Origin of the sequence: Mesorhizobium sp., assembly GCF_005063415.1 — a bacterium.
Classification (GTDB): Bacteria; Pseudomonadota; Alphaproteobacteria; order Rhizobiales; family Rhizobiaceae; genus Mesorhizobium.
The window spans coordinates 1-16,163 of the sequence record NZ_SUEG01000086.1 but is presented as its reverse complement, the minus strand read 5'-3'; the positions used below and the strand labels follow the sequence as shown (position 1 = coordinate 16,163).

Here is a 16,163-nt window from a genome sequence, read left to right as displayed (position 1 = left end):
CCCCCGACAACATCAAGAGCGCCGCGATCGAGGCCATCCGCCGCGGCGAGACGAAATACCCGCCGGTGTCCGGCATCGTGCCGCTGCGCGATGCGATCGCGAAAAAGTTCAAGCGCGAGAACAATCTCGACTACCGGCCGGAGCAGACCATCGTCGGTACCGGCGGCAAGCAGATCCTGTTCAACGCCTTCATGGCGACGCTGAACCCCGGCGACGAGGTGATCATCCCGCGGCCCTACTGGGTGAGCTATCCCGAAATGGTGGCGATCTGCGGCGGCACCTCGGCCTTGGTCGAGACCTCGATCGACAACGGCTTCAAGCTGACGGCGGCCGTGCTGGAAAGGGCGATCACGCCGCGCACCAAATGGCTGTTGATGAACTCGCCGTCCAACCCGTCGGGCGCCGCCTATACCGAGGCGGAGCTCAAGAGCCTTGCCGACGTGCTGTTGAAGCATCCCCATGTCTGGGTGCTGACCGACGACATGTACGAGCACCTGACTTATGGCGACTTCGTCTTCAAGACCATCGCCGAGGTCGAGCCAAAGCTCTATGAGCGCACGCTGACCATGAACGGCGTGTCGAAAGCCTATGCCATGACCGGCTGGCGTATCGGCTATGCGGCAGGCCCGGTGCCGCTGATCAAGGCGATGGACATGATCCAGGGCCAGCAGACCTCCGGCGCCTGCACCATCGCCCAATGGGCGGCGGTCGAAGCACTGAATGGCCCGCAGGATTTCATCCCGAAGAACAAGGCGATCTTCCAGGGCCGGCGCGATCTCGTCGTCTCGATGCTCAACCAGGCGCGCGGCATCACCTGTCCCTCGCCGGAGGGTGCGTTCTACGTCTATCCCTCCTGTGCCCAACTGATCGGCAAGAAGACCAAGAGCGGCAAGGTGATCGACAGCGACGAAACCTTCTGCTCGGAACTGCTCGAGGCCGAGGGCGTGGCGGTTGTTTTCGGTTCGGCCTTTGGCCTCGGCCCGAACTTCCGCATCTCCTATGCCACGTCGGAAGCTCTGCTCGAAGAGGCCTGCACGCGCATCCAGCGCTTTACCGCCGCGCTGGTCTGAGACGTTTCAGCCGCCATACTGCTCGTCGCTGACCTTCTCCAGCCAATCGACATGCACACTTTCGAGTGCCTCCTGCATGGCGATGTGCGTCATCGCCGATTTGGGCGCGGCGCCGTGCCAGTGCTTTTCGCCGGCCGCAAAGGAGATGACGTCGCCGGCCCTGATCTCCTGGATCGGGCCGCCCCAGCTTTGCGCGAGACCGCCACCGGACGTGACGTAGAGCGTCTGGCCGAGCGGATGCGTGTGCCAGTGGGTGCGGGCGCCGGGCTCGAAACTGACCAGCGTGGCGCGTAGCCGCGCCGGCGCCTCTTTCTCGATGATCGGCGTCTGCAAAACCCGGCCGGTAAAATATGTCTCCGGCGCAACGATCGTCGGCACGCTGCCGCAGGCAATAATCTTCATAGTCGCAAGTCCTCGATCCAATCCAGTGTCTTATACCCTACCACTTTCGTCAGACGCCGGCTGCATGTCCTGCCGGCTGCGGGCAAGGCGCGGCCAAAACAGGCCGGTGCGCCTTCGGTAGGCGTCGTAGGCGTCGGCCAACCTTGTCCGCGAAAATTTTCGCTCTTCGTCCAAGGCTGCGATCACGTAGATCGTAACGATACCGGCGACCGGCACCACCGCCCAGACCGACCAGGTCGCGATGCCCCACCCGATCCAAAAGATGATGTAGGATGTGTAGAACGGATGCCGGACATGGAGATAAGGGCCTTCGGTCACCAGGCTGTGGGGATTGTCCGGATCGAATGCGAACCGCAGCCGCGCCTTGCGGGAGACCGAGATCGCCCACCAGAACAGCGCCGAGCTTGCCAGTTCGATGGCGAGACCGCCGATCTTCGCCGCCACCGGCTGCCGCTCGATCCACAGCAGCGCAAGAAAGAACAGCGCCGTGCCGACCACGACGGCCGAAATGATCATCGCGCCTTGAGACATGGTCTGCGACTGGAAATGCGCGCGCATCGACCAGGCATATTGGCCGAGCGTGGCGATGCTGCTGATCGAGAGGAGAAGGTCGAGCGTGGATTCCATCATCAGGGTCCCGGGGTTAGCTGTGGTGGATTCGGTCATCATACCCGGCAGAAACCGAGAAATCATTTCTTAACCACCGTTCTAAACAACATGGTGACCTCGGCATGCGATGTTGACCTGGAGACAATCCCAAGGTCCAACCAGATATGGCCGTTTCCCACCGCACGATCCGCACGCCGCAAGCGGATTTGCGCCTCAGCCAGTCGTTGGGATCCGGCATCCCGCTTGTCCTGATCCACGGCTCGGGCAGTTCGCGCGCCGTCTTCGCCCGCCAGTTCGACAGCCCGTTGGCCGCTGCCCATCGGTTGATTGCTTTCGACCTGCCCGGCCATGGCGAATCCTCGGACGCCCGCGATCCGGCGACGGACTACACCATCGCCGGTCTTGCCCAGTCGGCGGCTCAGCTCCTCGACGCCTTGGGGATCGACCGCGCCGTCGTCTTCGGCTGGTCGCTTGGCGGGCACGTGGCAATCGAACTCGCGAGTTTTCACCGCCTCGTCGGCGGGCTGATGCTGACCGGCGCGCCGCCGGTATCGAAGGGTCCTTTCGGCATGCTGCGCGGCTTCCACGCGCATTGGGACATGCTGCTGGCGTCCAAAAAGACGTATTCCGAACGCGATGCCGAGCGCTTCGAGACGCTGTGTTTCGGCGACACCGCCGATCCGTCCTTCCGCAAAACCATCCTGCGCACCGACGGCCGGCTACGCGCCGCGGTGACGCGCGGCATGCTCACCGGCAAGGGCGCCGACCAGAGACAGGTGGTCGAGCAGGCCGCGTTTCCGGTGGCCATCGTCAATGGCGAGAACGACCCGTTCGTCCGGCTCGGCTATTTTGAGACGCTCGCCTACGGCTCGCTGTGGGAGCATTGCCACGTCATCTCAGGCGCCGGGCATGCGCCTTTCTGGGAGCGTGCGGACCTGTTCAATCCGTTGCTCGCGCGCTTTGCCGAGACGGTGGCGGTGCAGCGCGTCGACGCAACGCCGCTGGCGTCGCGCCTAGCCGGCACCGGCTGAACCCAGCCCCTCAACTTCAAATTCCTTCAACTTCAAATCCCTTGCCCTCCCGGCCTGCCCGTGGGACGATGCCCTTTGGGTAGGTGGCAAATTGAAAAAAGCCTCGCCCGCGACGGCCGACAGGCCGGCCGCCGCTCACAGGGAAACGCCTGAGTGGAGGTCAGCCATGGGTACTCGCGCCGGAGGACGACGCACGGGACCGAAATGCATTGCCATAGTCGGTCCCTTCGCAAGCGGTAAGACGACACTTCTCGAAGCCATACTCGCCCGTACAGGCGCCATTCCCCGCCAGAATCCCGTTTCGTCCGGAAATACCGTTTCCGATCATTCGCCCGAGGCGCGCGCTCACGGCATGAGCATCGAGGCGACCTTCGCCACCACCGAATTCATGGGCGAGCCGTTCACCTTCGTCGATTGTCCCGGCTCCATCGAATTCTCTTTCGAAGCCGAGCCGGTGCTGGCCGCCTGCGACGTCGCCGTGGTCGTCGCCGAGGCTGACGAGAAGAAGATCCCTGCCCTGCAGCTGATCATGCGCAAGCTCGACGATCTCGGCGTGCCATGCATGCTGTTCCTGAACAAGGTCGACAAGGCGATATCAGGCGTGCGCGACACGCTGAAGATGCTGCAGCCGGCAAGCTCGGTGCCTCTGCTGCTGCGCCAGATTCCGCTGCGCAAGGACGGCGTCGTCATCGGCTCGATCGACCTCGCCCTGGAGCGAGCCTACATCTATCGCGAATATGCCGAGAGCGAGGTCGCCCAGATCCCGAGCGACGACAAGGCGCGCGAGCTCGAGGCGCGTTTTTCCATGCTGGAGACGCTCGCCGACCATGACGACCGCCTGATGGAGCAATTGCTGGACGAGATCGAACCGCCGAAGGACGCGATCTTCGACGATCTTGCCGCCGACCTGCGCGACGGCATAGTGACGCCGGTGCTGATCGGCACGGCCGAGAAGGGCAATGGCGTGCTGCGCCTGTTGAAGGCGATCCGTCACGACGCACCCGACATCGAGGCGACGCGCCAGCGCCTCGGCGCGCCCGACGGCAATGCCACCGTGGTCCAGGTGATGAAGACCATCCACACCGCGCATGGCGGCAAGCTGTCGGTGTCGCGCATCCTGTCCGGCCAGGTCGCCGACGCAGCCGAGCTGTTCCTTTCCACCGGCGAGACGGCAAAGGTCTCCGGCATCTACAAGATGCTCGGCAAGGACCAGGTCAAGCTGACTTCGGCCAAGGCCGGCGACACGGTCGCGCTCGGCAAGCTGGACGCCGTCAGGACAGGCCAGACGCTGAGCTCGACCAAGGGCGGCATCAAGCCGCTGGTCACGCTGGCGCCGCCGCAACCGGTCTTCGCCTTCGCGCTGCGGCCGAAGGAGCGCAAAGACGAGGTCAAGATGTCGGCGGCCATCCAGCGCCTGGCCGAGGAAGATCCCTCGCTCAACCTGCATCACAACCAGGATTCGGCCGAAACCGTGCTGTCCGGTCATGGCGAGATGCATCTGCGCGTCGTGCGCGAGCGGCTGGAAGGCAAGAACCAGATCCCGGTCGAAGGCCATGTGCCGGCCGTGCCCTATCGGGAGACGATCCGCAAAGCGACGCAGCAGCGCGGCCGCCACAAGAAACAATCGGGCGGCCACGGCCAGTTCGGCGATGTGGTGCTGGAGATCAAACCGCTGCCGCGCGGGTCGGGCTTCCAGTTCACCGATACGATCACCGGCGGCGTCGTGCCGAAAACCTACATCCAGTCGGTCGAGACCGGCGTGCGCGACTACCTGAAATCCGGCCCGCTCGGCTTCCCGGTCGTCGATGTTGCCGTCAACCTCTCCGACGGTTCCTACCATGCGGTCGATTCCTCCGACATGGCCTTCCAGATGGCAGCGAAGCTGGCGATGAAGGAAGGCATGGCCGCCTGCTCGCCGGTGCTGCTCGAACCGGTGATGAAGGTCGAGATCGTCACGCCGTCGGATGCGACGTCGAAGATCATCGCGCTGATCCCGCAGCGGCGCGGTCAGATCCTCGGCTACGACGCGCGGCCCGACTGGCCGGGATGGGACGTTGTCGAGGCGACCATGCCGCAGGCCGAGATCGGCGACCTCATCATCGAGCTGCGCTCGGCCACGGCGGGTGTCGCCAGCTACCGGGCCGTCTTCGACCACATGGCCGAACTCACAGGGCGGTTGGCCGACGAAGCGCTGAACGCCAACGGCAAGGCCGCCTGAAGCAGCAGCTTGCGGCCAGAACACTAATGCATGTCGCACAAAAGTGTGCAGCGGTTTTGCGATAACGACATGCATCAAACAAGGACCTAAAAGCGCGTCGCATGAGGCCGGTCGAACGCGACGCGCTTTTAGGAAGCACACAAGGAAACGGCGCCCGGACCATCCGGGCGCCGTTTCGTTGCGGACCGTCTTCGTGGGAGGCGAAACGGCAGGTCCGCCGCATACTTGCCGCCGGTGCCCGGCGGCGGAGGAAGGTTCGGACGCGGTAGCTGCCTGAGCCCGGGTCGTCCGAGTGATGCCCCCATCCCCCGGACGAGCCACACCGCGTCCTATGTTCTGCTTAATCGATTTGGCGCGCCCGCGGCATGTTACCCGAGGTTACATGTCACTGTTACGCGACCGTTCCGGCCGATTTTCTGGCGATGTGTTGGTTTCGGGCAACAAAAAAGCCGGATCAATGAAGACCCGGCTGAGTTTGATTGGAAGTGCCTGTTAAGGCTAACCTCCAGAGGGGAACACTCGAGAGCGCTAATGGGAGGAGAACGCGCTCAGGAGATGATCTATATATGTGCTCTTCATGCCCAAGAAACAAGCATCTATTTTGCAACACACACATGCAAAAAGGCGCCGGCTGTGGTCTAATCGGTCCCGAAGCGCAATAGGACCAGTTGAATCGCTGAAATACGGCGTGCGGCAAGGCAAAAATCGATCCGCGGCCGCGAATCAGCAGCGATTCCTGCTCGGAAAATCGAAAAACGCAGGATGACGTGGAATCGTGCAGCACGCGTTTGTTTTTTCGGCAGCCAGACCTTGCCGGTGCATGCCGCCCAAAAGCTTAAGCGCGTCGCAGGAGACCGTTCAAGGGCGCGCCTTAGAGCATGATCCCGGTCGAACAGGAAGATAGAGTTCCATCCCGCTTCCATCGGGGGTGGAACGGGCTCTAATGCATGTCGCGCAGAAGTGTGGAGCGGTTTTGCGATAACGACATGCATAGAAACAAGAATCTAGAGCGCGTCGCATGAGGCCGGTCGAACGCGACGCGCTCTAGGTAAGGAGACCTCCATGCGGGTCGCTTCGGCGATCGCCGGCAGCATTATCTTCCTTGCTGTAGCGCCCGGCGTGGTCGCCGGACTGGTGCCTTGGCTGCTGACCGACCGCTATCGCCTGCCCTGGTCGAGACTGCCCGGTTTCGTTCCTGTGGGCTGGCTGCTGGTTGTCGCCGGCACAGTCGTGCTGCTGCACGCCTTTGCCCGTTTTGCCCTGGAGGGCCTGGGTACGCCAGCCCCGGTCGCGCCGACCGAGAGGCTGGTCGTCGGCGGCATCTACCGCCATGTCCGCAACCCGATGTACGTTGCCGTGCTGTCGATCGTTCTCGGCCAGGCACTGCTGTTTTCGAGCGGAACGGTCGCCGCCTATCTAGTCATCGCCGCGGCCGCCATGATCTCCTTCGTGAAACTATATGAGGAACCGACGCTTGCCCGCCGCTACGGCGACGAATACGAAGCCTACCGCCGCGCGGTACCAGGCTGGCTGCCCCGCCTGACACCTTGGCGCGGCTGAGGCAGCCTCGAAGGCTACGTCACCACGGCAGCGGGCCATCCTCGTTCGAGAACGTGCCCGTCGGACCGTTCGCGTCGAGAAGCGCGAGGCGCACGGGCTCCCGCGCGGCCTGTTCGACGGTGCGCGAACCTTCGAAGTTGTTCAGCTCCGTCGCGGTGTAGCCCGGGCACGCAGCGTTGACCTTGATGCCGGTCTCCTCGAGCTCGATAGCGAAGGCGAGCGTCATCGCGTTGACGGCCGTCTTCGACGGGTTGTAAACGGCGCCAAACGAAGTGCGGTACGGAAAGGCCGGATCCGCGTTCAATGTCAGCGAGCCAGCGCCGCTCGATACGTTGACGATACGCGCCGCCGGCGCCTCACGAAGGAGCCGCAGCATCGCTTGCGTGACGGCGACGACGCCAAACACGTTCGTCTCGAACACCGCGCGTACGTCGTCGAGAGAGGCAACACTCGGGCGGCCCGAGTTGATGATCTCCTCGAGCGGCCTGCCCGGCTTTCCCGCATGGGAGATGCCGGCATTGTTCACCAGCACGTCGAGGCGGCCGAATTCGATGCGGATGCGCTCTGCCGCGGCGGCGATCGACGCCCGGTCGGTGATGTCGAGCTGCAGGGCGTGGGCATCGCCTCCGATGCTCTTTGCGGCTGCCTCCGCATGCTCGAGCCTGCGCGATCCTACGAGCACGGTGAGGCCGTTCGCCGCGAGATCCTTGGCGATCTGAAGACCGATGCCCTTGTTGCCCCGGTGACCAGGGCGACGGGTTTGTCCTGCATGGTAATCTCCTTTTGTGCACCGATGTGTGGCCAACACCGCCTTGCCGTGCTAGATACAAGTAAAACGGAACCACGTTCCATATATATCCGGAACAAGGTTCCGTTTGCAAGAGGTAATTTGATGGGCGAAAAAACGCCGGACGACAAAACGGATCAAGGCGATGGTCTGGAACCCCGCGACCGCGCGGATCGGCACGTGCGCGCCGACGCACGACGCAACATCGACGCGTTGCTCCGGGCGGCCATGGCGGTGTTCGCGACCTCCGGCGTGGAGGCTCCGGTGCGAGAGATCGCGGAAAGGGCTGGCGTCGGCGTCGGCACCGTCTACCGCCACTTTCCACAGCGCTCGGACCTTATCGTGGCCGTCTTCCGCAACGAGGTTGACGCCTGCGCGGACGCCGCGCCGATCCTGGCCAGGAAGCATGAGCCCGGTGAAGCGCTGGCCCTGTGGATGCAGCGCTACGTGGATTTCGTCACGGCAAAACGCGGCCTCGCGGCAGCCTTGTACTCAGGCAATCCGGCCTTCGAGACTTTGCCTGCCTATTTCAACCAACGGCTCCGGCCCGCGCTTCAAACATTGCTAGAGGCAGCGGCCGCGGCCGGCGAGGTGCGCGCCGATATCGAGCCGGACGACCTGTTGGGGGCGGCCGCCAGCCTTGCCATGCCGTCACATGGTGGCGGCCCTGCCCAGGCGCGGCGCATGGTTGCCTTGCTCGTCGACGGTTTGCGCTACGGCGCCAGCTCGCCGGCGGATACGCGCTCCTAAATCAGAACGACCAGCTGCGCGCCTTGGCGATGATGAAATCGCGGAAGACATGCAGCTTCGCCTGGTTCTTCATCGCGTCGGGATAGGCGAAATAGGTATCGAAGGACGGCACTTCGGTTTCGGGCAGCAACTGCACCAGCCCCGAATCCTTGCTGACCACGTAATCCGGCAGCATGGCGATGCCGGCGCCGCCCTGCACCGCCCGCTTGATCGACAGGATGTCGTTGATCTGCAGCGTCGGCACCCTTTGCCCGCCTTCGAAATCGCCGACCGTCTCCAGCCAGTTCAGTTCCGACAGGTGCGCCGGCACCGGCACGCCGAAGGTGACGATGCGATGGGCCTTCAGCTCCGCGATCGAATTCGGCTTGCCGTATTTGTTCACATAGGAGGGCGCCGCGTAGAGATGGAAATGCACGGTGAACAGGCGGCGCTGGATGAGGTCCGGCTGCTGCGGCTGGCGCAGCCTGATGGCGCAGTCGGCCTGGCGCATGGTGAGATCGAGTTCCTCATTGGCCAGGATGAGCTGCAGGCTGACCTCAGGATAGAGCTCGATGAATTCCTGCACGCGCTCTGTCAGCCAGCCGGCGCCAAGGCCGACCGTGGTCGTCACCCTGAGCACGCCGGAGGGCCGGTCCTTGGTTTCGGTCAGCCGCGACTTGATGGTTTCGAGCTTCATCAGCACGTCGTGCGCCGTGCGGAACAGCATCTCGCCCTGCTCGGTCAGCACCAGGCCGCGGGCGTGGCGATTGAACAGCGGCACGCCGACATCGTGCTCGAGCGCGCTGACCTGCCGCGAGATCGCCGATTGGGACAAATGCAGTGTTTCCGCGGCATGGGTGAACGACCCCGCTTCCGCTGCGGCGTGAAACACGCGTAGCTTGTCCCAATCCAACGCCATGATTTCCCCTCGTCCTGTTTTCTGGCGTCCGCCTGTTATGGCGTCTGAATGAAAAATCAGGCTTTTGCGCGGCTCTTCTCAGCCGCTTGTCGAACAATCACTCCGCCGCTTCGCGGTGAACCTCGATCCCCGCCAGATATTTTTCCGCCTCGAGCGCGGCCATGCAGCCAAGCCCGGCCGCCGTCACCGCCTGGCGGTAGATATCGTCGGTCACGTCGCCGGCGGCGAACACGCCCGGCATGTCGGTGCAGGTCGAATCCGGCGCCGTCCACAGATAGCCGTTCGGCTTCTGCTTCAGCTTGCCGGCAAACAGCTCGACCGCCGGCGCGTGGCCGATCGCCACGAACACGCCGTCGACCACCAGATGCATCTCCTGCCCGGTCACCACGTTGCGCAGCCTCAGCCCTTCGACCGAAGGCGGCAGCGGCGCCTTGCCGGGCCGGCCGGTGACCTCGTCGACAACCGTATCCCAGATGACGCGGACATTGTCTTTCCGCAGCAGCCGCTCGCGCAGGATGCGCTCGGCGCGGAAATCGCTGCGCCTGTGGATGACGGTGACGCTCTTGGCCAGGTTGGAGAGATAGAGCGCTTCCTCCACCGCCGAATTGCCGCCGCCGATCACCGCGACATCCTTGCCGCGGTAGAAGAAGCCGTCGCAGGTGGCGCAGGCCGAAACGCCAAACCCCATGAAGGTCTGTTCGCTCGGGATGCCCAGCCATTTCGCCTGGGCACCGGTGGCGATGATCAGCGCGTCGGCGGTATAGATCGTGCCGGAATCGCCCTTGGCGCGGAACGGCCGCACGTTGAGGTCGACCTCGGTGATGATGTCGTTGACGACATCGGTGCCGACATGCTCGGCCTGCCTGAGCATTTCGCTCATCAGCCATGGACCCTGGATCGGTTCGGCGAAGCCCGGATAGTTTTCGACGTCGGTGGTGATCATCAGTTGCCCGCCCTGCTGCAGGCCGGCGACCAGCATCGGCTTGAGCATGGCGCGGGCGGCATAGATCGCCGCCGTATAGCCGGCGGGGCCGGAGCCGATGATGAGAACAGGCGCGTGCTTGGTGATCATGAAAAGCCTCTGGGGGGAGCAGCCATGGATTGTGGCATGAACTCTCGTCGATTGTTGCGCGTAATGTAAGTGTTGCCTGCGACGCCAGCAAGGCAAGTTGCCGTTCGTCCCCGGAAAGCTTCGGCGCCGGCCAGGCGACAAGCAACCCGCAGCAAGATGATGCGAAAATCCTCGATCCAGCGGATGGAATAGACAGCAAAGTCGTTTAACTACAAAGTCGCGAAAGATTCTTTCGCGTCACCACGGAAGCCACCATGCCGATCAAGGCCGATCTCGATGCCATCGACTGGAAGATCCTGCGCGAGCTTCAGCAGGACGGACGCATGACCAATGTCGAACTGTCGGGCCGTGTCGGCATTTCGGCGCCGCCGTGCCTGCGCCGCGTCCGGCGGCTGGAAGAGGCCGGCATCATCCGCGGCTACCGCGCCCTGCTCAACGCACCGGCGCTCGGCCTCGACGTCGTCGCCTTCTGCCTGATCGGCCTGCATCACCAGGCCGACGCCGAGCTCAAGACCTTCGCCGAGCGCACCCGCGGCTGGCCGATCGTGCGCGATGCCTGGATGGTGTCGGGCGAGTCCGATTTCCTGCTGCATTGCGTGGCGAGCGATCTCGGCACCTTCCAGACCTTCGTCATCGAGGAACTGGCCTCGGCCCCCAATGTCGATACGGTGCGAACCGCGCTGACCATCCGCCGGGTCAAGGACGAAGGGCTGGTGGCGTTTTCAACTTGAGAGAGCAGGCAAAGCGGCTGCGAAACAAAAACCGGAAACAAAAACCCGCCTCGGGGGCGGGTCGTCGGTGGGAATCATCACCATACCCAAATTAGTAGCATAGCTGCCGGCACAAAGCGAGAACAAAATGTGGCGGCCTCGACGAATTTGCCGATCTCCCCTTGCGGGGGAGATTGCAGCGTCGCCGACGGAACTTATTTTTGCAGCCCGATCACCCTGCGTCGCAGAGGCGCGTTTCGACCATTTCGCAGAGATGGTGGTAGAGGCACAGATGCCCCTGCTGGATGATCGGCGTCGAGGTCGAGGGTACGTTGAGCAGGATGTCGGAGAGCGGCTTCAGCTTGCCGCCGGTCTCCCCGGTCAGGCTGATCACCGTCATGCCCATCATGCGCGCCTGTTGGGCGGCGGCGAGGATGCTTGGCGAATTGCCGCTGGTCGAGATGGCGAGCAGCACGGCGCCCGCCGAGCCATGGGCCTCGACCTGGCGTGCAAACACCGTGTCGAAGCCGTAATCATTGCCCCAGGCGGTCAGCACCGCCGCATTGGCGGGCAGCGCGATGACGTTGTAGGCCTTGCGCTCCCTGAGGAAGCGGCCGACCAGCTCGCCGGCGATGTGGATCGCGTCGCTGGCCGAACCGCCATTGCCGGCTATCAGCAGCGCCTTGCCCTGCGAAAGCGCAGCGACGACGGCGCTGACCGCCCGCTCCATCTCACTGGTCAGGTCGCGCTCGACCATCGCCGAAATCGCAGCCGCCGAGCGGACCAGGTAATCGTTCAGTTCGGACATGAAACCCTCAGTTCCCGGCGCGCAATCTGCCGATGGTGCCGGTCGTGCTCTTGCCGGCGACGAGATCGACCAGCACGACGCGCCCGCCGGCCTTTTGCACCACATCGGCGCCAACCACCTGATCGACCGTATAGTCGGCGCCCTTGACCAGTATGTCGGGGCTCAGCGCCTCGATCAGCGAAAGCGGCGTATCCTCCTCGAAGATGACGACGGCGTCGACCGAGGCAAGTGCTGCCAGCACGCAGGCCCGGTCATGCTGGTCGTTGACCGGGCGTCCCGGCCCTTTCAGCCGGCGCACCGAGGTATCGCTGTTGAGGCCGAGCACCAGCCGGTCGCACTGGCTGCGCGCCGCATGCAACAGGCTGACATGGCCGGCATGCAGGATATCGAAACAGCCATTGGTGAAGCCGACACTCAAGCCCTCGTCCTTCCAGGCTGCCACCAGCCGCGCCGCGGCGGCGGCACCGAGGATGGCATCCTTGTGGGCAACCGGACCATGCGAGCGAAAGAGCGCGCCGGTGAGTTCCTCGATCGTCAGCCGCGCCGTGCCGCGCTTGCCGACGACAACGCCGCCGGCTGCGTTGGCGATCGATCCGGCCATGACGCGGTCGGCGCCTGCCGCCAGGGCCAGCGCGAAGGTGGCGATCACCGTGTCGCCGGCGCCCGAAACGTCGAACACTTCGCGCGCCTGCGTGGCGATATGGCGGGCGTCGTCCGCACCGACGACGCTCATGCCCTTTTCGCTGCGCGTCGCGACGACGAACTCGAAACCGTGCGCCGAAATCAGCTGGCGTGCCGCCGCCTCGATCTCGTCGTCGGCAAACACTGCGCGGCCGACCGCCTCACCGAGTTCCTTGCGGTTGGGCGTGATTGCCGTCGCGCCGGCATAACGCGCATAGTCGCTGCCCTTCGGATCGACCAGCACCGGCTTGCCCGACTGCCGGCAGATCGAGATCAGCTCGCCGGCGACGCCGTCGAGCAGCACGCCCTTGCCATAGTCGGACAGGATGACGATGTCGGCGCGTGCCACCGCTTCGCGAAAATGCCCGACCAATGTCGCGCGCTCGGCATCGCCCAGCGGCTTGATTTCCTCTTCGTCGAAACGCAGCACCTGCTGGTTGAGCGCGCTGAAGCGGCTTTTGGACGACGTCATGCGATCGGCATCCTGCGCCAGCCCGCCGGTGTCGACGCCAAATTCGCCGAGCATACGCATGAGGTTCTTGCCGGCCTCGTCAGCGCCGATCACCGAGACCGGTATGACGGCAGCGCCGAGCGAAACGATGTTGGCGACAACATTGCCGGCGCCGCCCAGCGCCAGCGTTTCGCCGCGCCCGTGCAGCACGGGGATCGGCGCTTCCGGCGAAATGCGCTCGATCACGCCATTGACGAAACGGTCGAGGATGAAATCGCCGACCACCAGCACGGTGGCGCCGCCGAAGCGCGAGATGGCGCGGTGAAGAGGTTCGGGAGAGGGCAGCTTGATCATGTCAACGCGCGGGAGGGCCGATTTTCAGTGGTGGGAAATTCGATTGGCAGGCAGGCCGTTCATGGCGATGCCGATATACCGCAATTTCAGCCGACGCAACGGCAGGCCTTCGACCGATCGCGGTGGCGAGACAGTGCGTCAGCTTTTCTGCAACGCGACATGCATGCCCAGCCCGACGAGCACCGTACCGCCGGCGCGCCGCATCAGGCGCTGCGCCCGGCTCGACTGCCGCAGCCTGGCGATCACCGCGCCGGCCAGCACCACGCAAACAATGTCGGCCGACGAGAACATCAAATTGACGATCGTTCCAAGCACGACGAACTGCAGCCAGACCGGAAACGGTACCGAGGCATCGATGAATTGCGGCAGGAACGCCATGAAGAAAATCGCCGTTTTCGGGTTGAGCACCTCGACGGCAACGCTCTCGAAAAAGGCGCGGCGGGCGGATTTCGGCTGAATTCCGGGCAAGACGGCATCGCCTTGCGCCTTGGCGCGAAACAGCGAAACACCGAGCCAGACCAGATACAGCGCACCGACCAGCTTGACCGCCATGTAAAGCACCGGCACGGCATGGAAAAGCACCGACAGGCCAACGGCGGCGGCGAAGACATGAACGTAGCCGCCAAGATGGATGCCGAGCGCCGCCATCAGGCCGGACCAGCGGCCGCGCGCCATGGTTTGCGCAGCGGTATAGAGCATGGCGGGACCGGGGATATAGGCGAAGATCGCCGTGGTGGCGAAAAAGGCGACAAGCAGTTCGGTTGACGGCATTGCCTTGCTCCTGTCGCCGATCGGCCGGCAGGCCGATTGAAACGTGACCTTTGCGGCGCCACTATGGCGCTCATCCGGCCGCCCGCCACCTGCTTTGTCGACAGCCCGGCCCGCCTCCCCTATAAGGCCAGAATCCCACAAGGGCTACAACCGGCACAAGGTACCAGAGGCTTTCATGATCATCGTCACGGGCGGCGCCGGCATGATCGGTTCCAACATCGTCGCCGCGCTCAACGCCGAGGGTTTCAGCGACATCCTCGTCGTCGACGACCTCACCGACGGCCACAAGATCGCCAACCTCGCCGATCTCGAGATCGCTGACTACCTCGACAAGGACGATTTCCTGGCGCGAATGGAGGCTGGCGACCTCGGCCGCATCGAGGCCGTCTTTCACCAGGGCGCCTGCTCGACCACCACCGAATGGAACGGCAAGTTCATGATGGAGGTCAACTACACCTATTCGAAGCACCTGCTGCACGCCTCCCTGGCCCTGCGCGTGCCCTTCCTCTATGCCTCGTCCGCTTCCGTCTATGGCGGCGGGGCCGAGTTCCGCGAGGAGCCGCAATACGAGCGGCCACTGAACGTCTATGCCTATTCGAAAAAGCTGTTCGACGACTATGTCCGCCGCACGGTTTTCGATACCGATCATTCGCCGGTGGCGGGCCTGCGTTATTTCAACGTCTACGGACCGCGCGAGGCGCATAAGGGCGCCATGGCCTCTGTCGCCTTCCATTTGTTCAACCAGGTCGAACGCGGCGAAAACCCCAAGCTGTTCGGCGCCTATGACGGTTTCGGGCCCGGCGAGCAGAGCCGCGATTTCATCCATGTCGGCGATGTCGCCGACGTCAATCTGTGGCTGTGGAAACGCGGTTCGAGCGGCATCTTCAACTGCGGCACAGGCAAGGCCCAGCCCTTCCGCGCCATTGCCGAAACGGTGATCGATACGCTCGGCCAAGGCCAGATCGAGTTCATCGAGTTTCCCGACCATCTCAAGGGCAGCTACCAGAGCTTTACGCAAGCTGATATGTCCCGCTTGCGCGCAGCCGGTTATAATGGCCAGTTCCGCACAGTGGAAACCGGCGTCAGAGACTATGTCGAATGGCTGAAAGCCCAACGATCCTCGTGATCGGCCCACGCTGGGTGGGCGACATGGTGATGGCGCAGTGCCTGTTCTCGGCGCTGAGGGAGCTTCATCCGAACGCCGCCATAGACGTGCTGGCGCCGGCCTGGGCAGCCCCCCTGGTCAAGCGCATGCCCGAAATACGCCAGCAGATCGACCTGCCGCTGCAATCCGGCGCGTTCGAATTCCGCATCCGAAGGCGCTTCGGCCGCCTGCTGCGCGACCGCTACGACATGGCCTTTGTCCTACCGGGAAGCTGGAAGTCGGCGCTGATCCCGTTCTTTGCCGGCATTCCGCGCCGCGTCGGCCATCTCAAGGAAATGCGCTATGGGCTGCTGACCGACATCGTGCCGTTGCCCGATCGCCTGAAACGGCGCACCGCGCAGGCCTATTTCGGCCTTGCCCGCGGCGGGTCTTTGCAGGCTCCCAAGCTTGCCGTCGATGCAGATAGCCAGGCGGCACTGCTCGGCCGTTTCGGGCTGACGGCGGGGAAATTCGTGGCACTTATGCCCGGCGCCGAATTCGGCCCGGCCAAGCGCTGGCCGAGCGAAAACTATGCCGGCCTCGCCCGCGAGATGATGGCGAAAGGGTTTGGCGTCGCGCTGTTCGGATCGAAGAACGACGCCGAGGTAACGGCTGAAATTACCGCGCTGGCGCCGGGCGCCGTCGACCTTGCCGGCCAGACGCGGCTCGAGGATGCCATCGACCTGATCGCCGCGGCCCGGCTCGCCGTCTCCAACGACAGCGGGCTGATGCATGTCGCCGCTGCCGTCGGCACGCCGGTCGTCGCCGTCTACGGCTCGACTTCGCCCAACAACACGCCGCCGCTCGCCGAGCGTCGCGAACTGGTCTGGCTCGGCCTGTCCTGTTC

Annotated in this window: 16 protein-coding genes; 8 read left to right on the top strand and 8 right to left on the bottom strand. The window is 64.0% G+C overall.

From position 1 onward, the window contains the following. Positions 1–1,070, top strand: a 1,070-nt coding sequence (locus E5W70_RS20995; RefSeq protein WP_292661801.1) for a pyridoxal phosphate-dependent aminotransferase, incomplete at its 5' end; no start/stop codon positions are given. A 6-nt stretch (positions 1,071–1,076) separates the two neighbouring features. On the opposite strand, the gene E5W70_RS20990 is transcribed toward E5W70_RS20995, so the two are convergent. Both E5W70_RS20990 and E5W70_RS20985 read right to left on the bottom strand, forming a co-directional pair. Continuing rightward, positions 1,077–1,472, bottom strand: coding sequence for a cupin domain-containing protein (locus E5W70_RS20990; protein WP_292661798.1), 396 nt, complete (start codon positions 1,470–1,472; stop codon positions 1,077–1,079). 30 nt (positions 1,473–1,502) lie between these two features. After that, positions 1,503–2,102, bottom strand: coding sequence for an isoprenylcysteine carboxylmethyltransferase family protein (locus E5W70_RS20985; protein ID WP_292661794.1), 600 nt, complete (start codon positions 2,100–2,102; stop codon positions 1,503–1,505). Positions 2,103–2,245: 143 nt separating this feature from the next. Here E5W70_RS20985 and E5W70_RS20980 point away from each other — a divergent pair, with 143 nt between their 5' ends. From E5W70_RS20980 to E5W70_RS20970, 3 genes are all read left to right on the top strand, one after another. Then, positions 2,246–3,112 (top strand): alpha/beta fold hydrolase, encoded by an 867-nt coding sequence (locus tag E5W70_RS20980; RefSeq protein WP_292661791.1) that lies wholly within the window; start codon positions 2,246–2,248, stop codon positions 3,110–3,112. A 166-nt stretch (positions 3,113–3,278) separates the two neighbouring features. Then, positions 3,279–5,330 carry an elongation factor G gene (locus tag E5W70_RS20975; protein ID WP_292661788.1) on the top strand — a complete coding sequence of 684 codons (2,052 nt, stop codon included), beginning with the start codon at positions 3,279–3,281 and terminating at the stop codon, positions 5,328–5,330. A gap of 1,062 nt (positions 5,331–6,392) precedes the next feature. After that, positions 6,393–6,890 carry an isoprenylcysteine carboxylmethyltransferase family protein gene (locus tag E5W70_RS20970; protein ID WP_292661786.1) on the top strand — a complete coding sequence of 166 codons (498 nt, stop codon included), beginning with the start codon at positions 6,393–6,395 and terminating at the stop codon, positions 6,888–6,890. Positions 6,891–6,909: 19 nt separating this feature from the next. Here the strand turns inward: E5W70_RS20970 and E5W70_RS20965 are convergent, their stop codons facing one another. After that, a complete protein-coding gene (locus E5W70_RS20965) occupies positions 6,910–7,695 on the bottom strand; it encodes an SDR family NAD(P)-dependent oxidoreductase (protein ID WP_366509724.1) in 786 nt (261 codons plus the stop codon). Positions 7,696–7,782: 87 nt separating this feature from the next. Between E5W70_RS20965 and E5W70_RS20960 the strand changes: the two genes are divergently transcribed. Next, positions 7,783–8,427 carry a TetR/AcrR family transcriptional regulator gene (locus E5W70_RS20960; protein ID WP_292661783.1) on the top strand — a complete coding sequence of 215 codons (645 nt, stop codon included), beginning with the start codon at positions 7,783–7,785 and terminating at the stop codon, positions 8,425–8,427. A gap of 1 nt (position 8,428) precedes the next feature. Here E5W70_RS20960 and E5W70_RS20955 read toward each other — a convergent pair whose 3' ends face one another. Beyond that, positions 8,429–9,325 (bottom strand): LysR family transcriptional regulator, encoded by an 897-nt coding sequence (locus tag E5W70_RS20955; RefSeq protein ID WP_023719100.1) that lies wholly within the window; start codon positions 9,323–9,325, stop codon positions 8,429–8,431. A gap of 97 nt (positions 9,326–9,422) precedes the next feature. Next, a complete protein-coding gene (trxB, locus tag E5W70_RS20950; RefSeq protein ID WP_292661779.1) occupies positions 9,423–10,397 on the bottom strand; it encodes a thioredoxin-disulfide reductase in 975 nt (324 codons plus the stop codon). A 254-nt stretch (positions 10,398–10,651) separates the two neighbouring features. On the opposite strand from trxB, the gene E5W70_RS20945 reads away from it, so the two are divergent. Further along, a complete protein-coding gene (locus E5W70_RS20945; RefSeq protein ID WP_292661777.1) occupies positions 10,652–11,128 on the top strand; it encodes an Lrp/AsnC family transcriptional regulator in 477 nt (158 codons plus the stop codon). Positions 11,129–11,339: 211 nt separating this feature from the next. On the opposite strand, the gene E5W70_RS20940 is transcribed toward E5W70_RS20945, so the two are convergent. The 3 genes from E5W70_RS20940 to E5W70_RS20930 all read right to left on the bottom strand — a co-directional run bounded on the left by E5W70_RS20940 (position 11,340) and on the right by E5W70_RS20930 (position 14,172). Beyond that, complete coding sequence (locus E5W70_RS20940) at positions 11,340–11,915, bottom strand: SIS domain-containing protein (RefSeq protein ID WP_292661774.1); 576 nt, start codon at positions 11,913–11,915, stop codon at positions 11,340–11,342. 7 nt (positions 11,916–11,922) lie between these two features. Continuing rightward, positions 11,923–13,401 (bottom strand): D-glycero-beta-D-manno-heptose-7-phosphate kinase, encoded by a 1,479-nt coding sequence (gene rfaE1, locus E5W70_RS20935; protein WP_292661771.1) that lies wholly within the window; start codon positions 13,399–13,401, stop codon positions 11,923–11,925. Positions 13,402–13,539: 138 nt separating this feature from the next. Further along, positions 13,540–14,172, bottom strand: a complete 633-nt coding sequence (locus E5W70_RS20930; protein WP_292661768.1) for a LysE family translocator — start codon at positions 14,170–14,172, stop codon at positions 13,540–13,542. Positions 14,173–14,347: 175 nt separating this feature from the next. Between E5W70_RS20930 and rfaD the strand changes: the two genes are divergently transcribed. Then, entirely contained in the window at positions 14,348–15,298 is a 951-nt protein-coding gene (gene rfaD, locus E5W70_RS20925; RefSeq protein WP_292661766.1) for an ADP-glyceromanno-heptose 6-epimerase, read from the top strand. Then, the coding region (gene waaF / locus E5W70_RS20920; RefSeq protein WP_292661763.1) for a lipopolysaccharide heptosyltransferase II at positions 15,271–16,163 on the top strand (893 nt) is incomplete at its 3' end. The genes rfaD and waaF, both read left to right, overlap by 28 nt.

Bases quoted from the DNA above. Each gene is read 5' to 3' on its own strand.
- E5W70_RS20985 (WP_292661794.1), bottom strand. From the start codon at position 2,102: ATGATGGAATCCACGCTCGACCTTCTCCTCTCGATCAGCAGCATCGCC.
- E5W70_RS20975 (WP_292661788.1), top strand. From the start codon at position 3,279: ATGGGTACTCGCGCCGGAGGACGACGCACGGGACCGAAATGCATTGCC.
- E5W70_RS20980 (WP_292661791.1), top strand. From the start codon at position 2,246: ATGGCCGTTTCCCACCGCACGATCCGCACGCCGCAAGCGGATTTGCGC.
- E5W70_RS20945 (WP_292661777.1), top strand. From the start codon at position 10,652: ATGCCGATCAAGGCCGATCTCGATGCCATCGACTGGAAGATCCTGCGC.
- trxB (WP_292661779.1), bottom strand. From the start codon at position 10,397: ATGATCACCAAGCACGCGCCTGTTCTCATCATCGGCTCCGGCCCCGCC.
- E5W70_RS20930 (WP_292661768.1), bottom strand. From the start codon at position 14,172: ATGCCGTCAACCGAACTGCTTGTCGCCTTTTTCGCCACCACGGCGATC.
- E5W70_RS20960 (WP_292661783.1), top strand. From the start codon at position 7,783: ATGGGCGAAAAAACGCCGGACGACAAAACGGATCAAGGCGATGGTCTG.
- E5W70_RS20955 (WP_023719100.1), bottom strand. From the start codon at position 9,325: ATGGCGTTGGATTGGGACAAGCTACGCGTGTTTCACGCCGCAGCGGAA.
- rfaE1 (WP_292661771.1), bottom strand. From the start codon at position 13,401: ATGATCAAGCTGCCCTCTCCCGAACCTCTTCACCGCGCCATCTCGCGC.
- E5W70_RS20940 (WP_292661774.1), bottom strand. From the start codon at position 11,915: ATGTCCGAACTGAACGATTACCTGGTCCGCTCGGCGGCTGCGATTTCG.
- E5W70_RS20990 (WP_292661798.1), bottom strand. From the start codon at position 1,472: ATGAAGATTATTGCCTGCGGCAGCGTGCCGACGATCGTTGCGCCGGAG.
- E5W70_RS20970 (WP_292661786.1), top strand. From the start codon at position 6,393: ATGCGGGTCGCTTCGGCGATCGCCGGCAGCATTATCTTCCTTGCTGTA.
- rfaD (WP_292661766.1), top strand. From the start codon at position 14,348: ATGATCATCGTCACGGGCGGCGCCGGCATGATCGGTTCCAACATCGTC.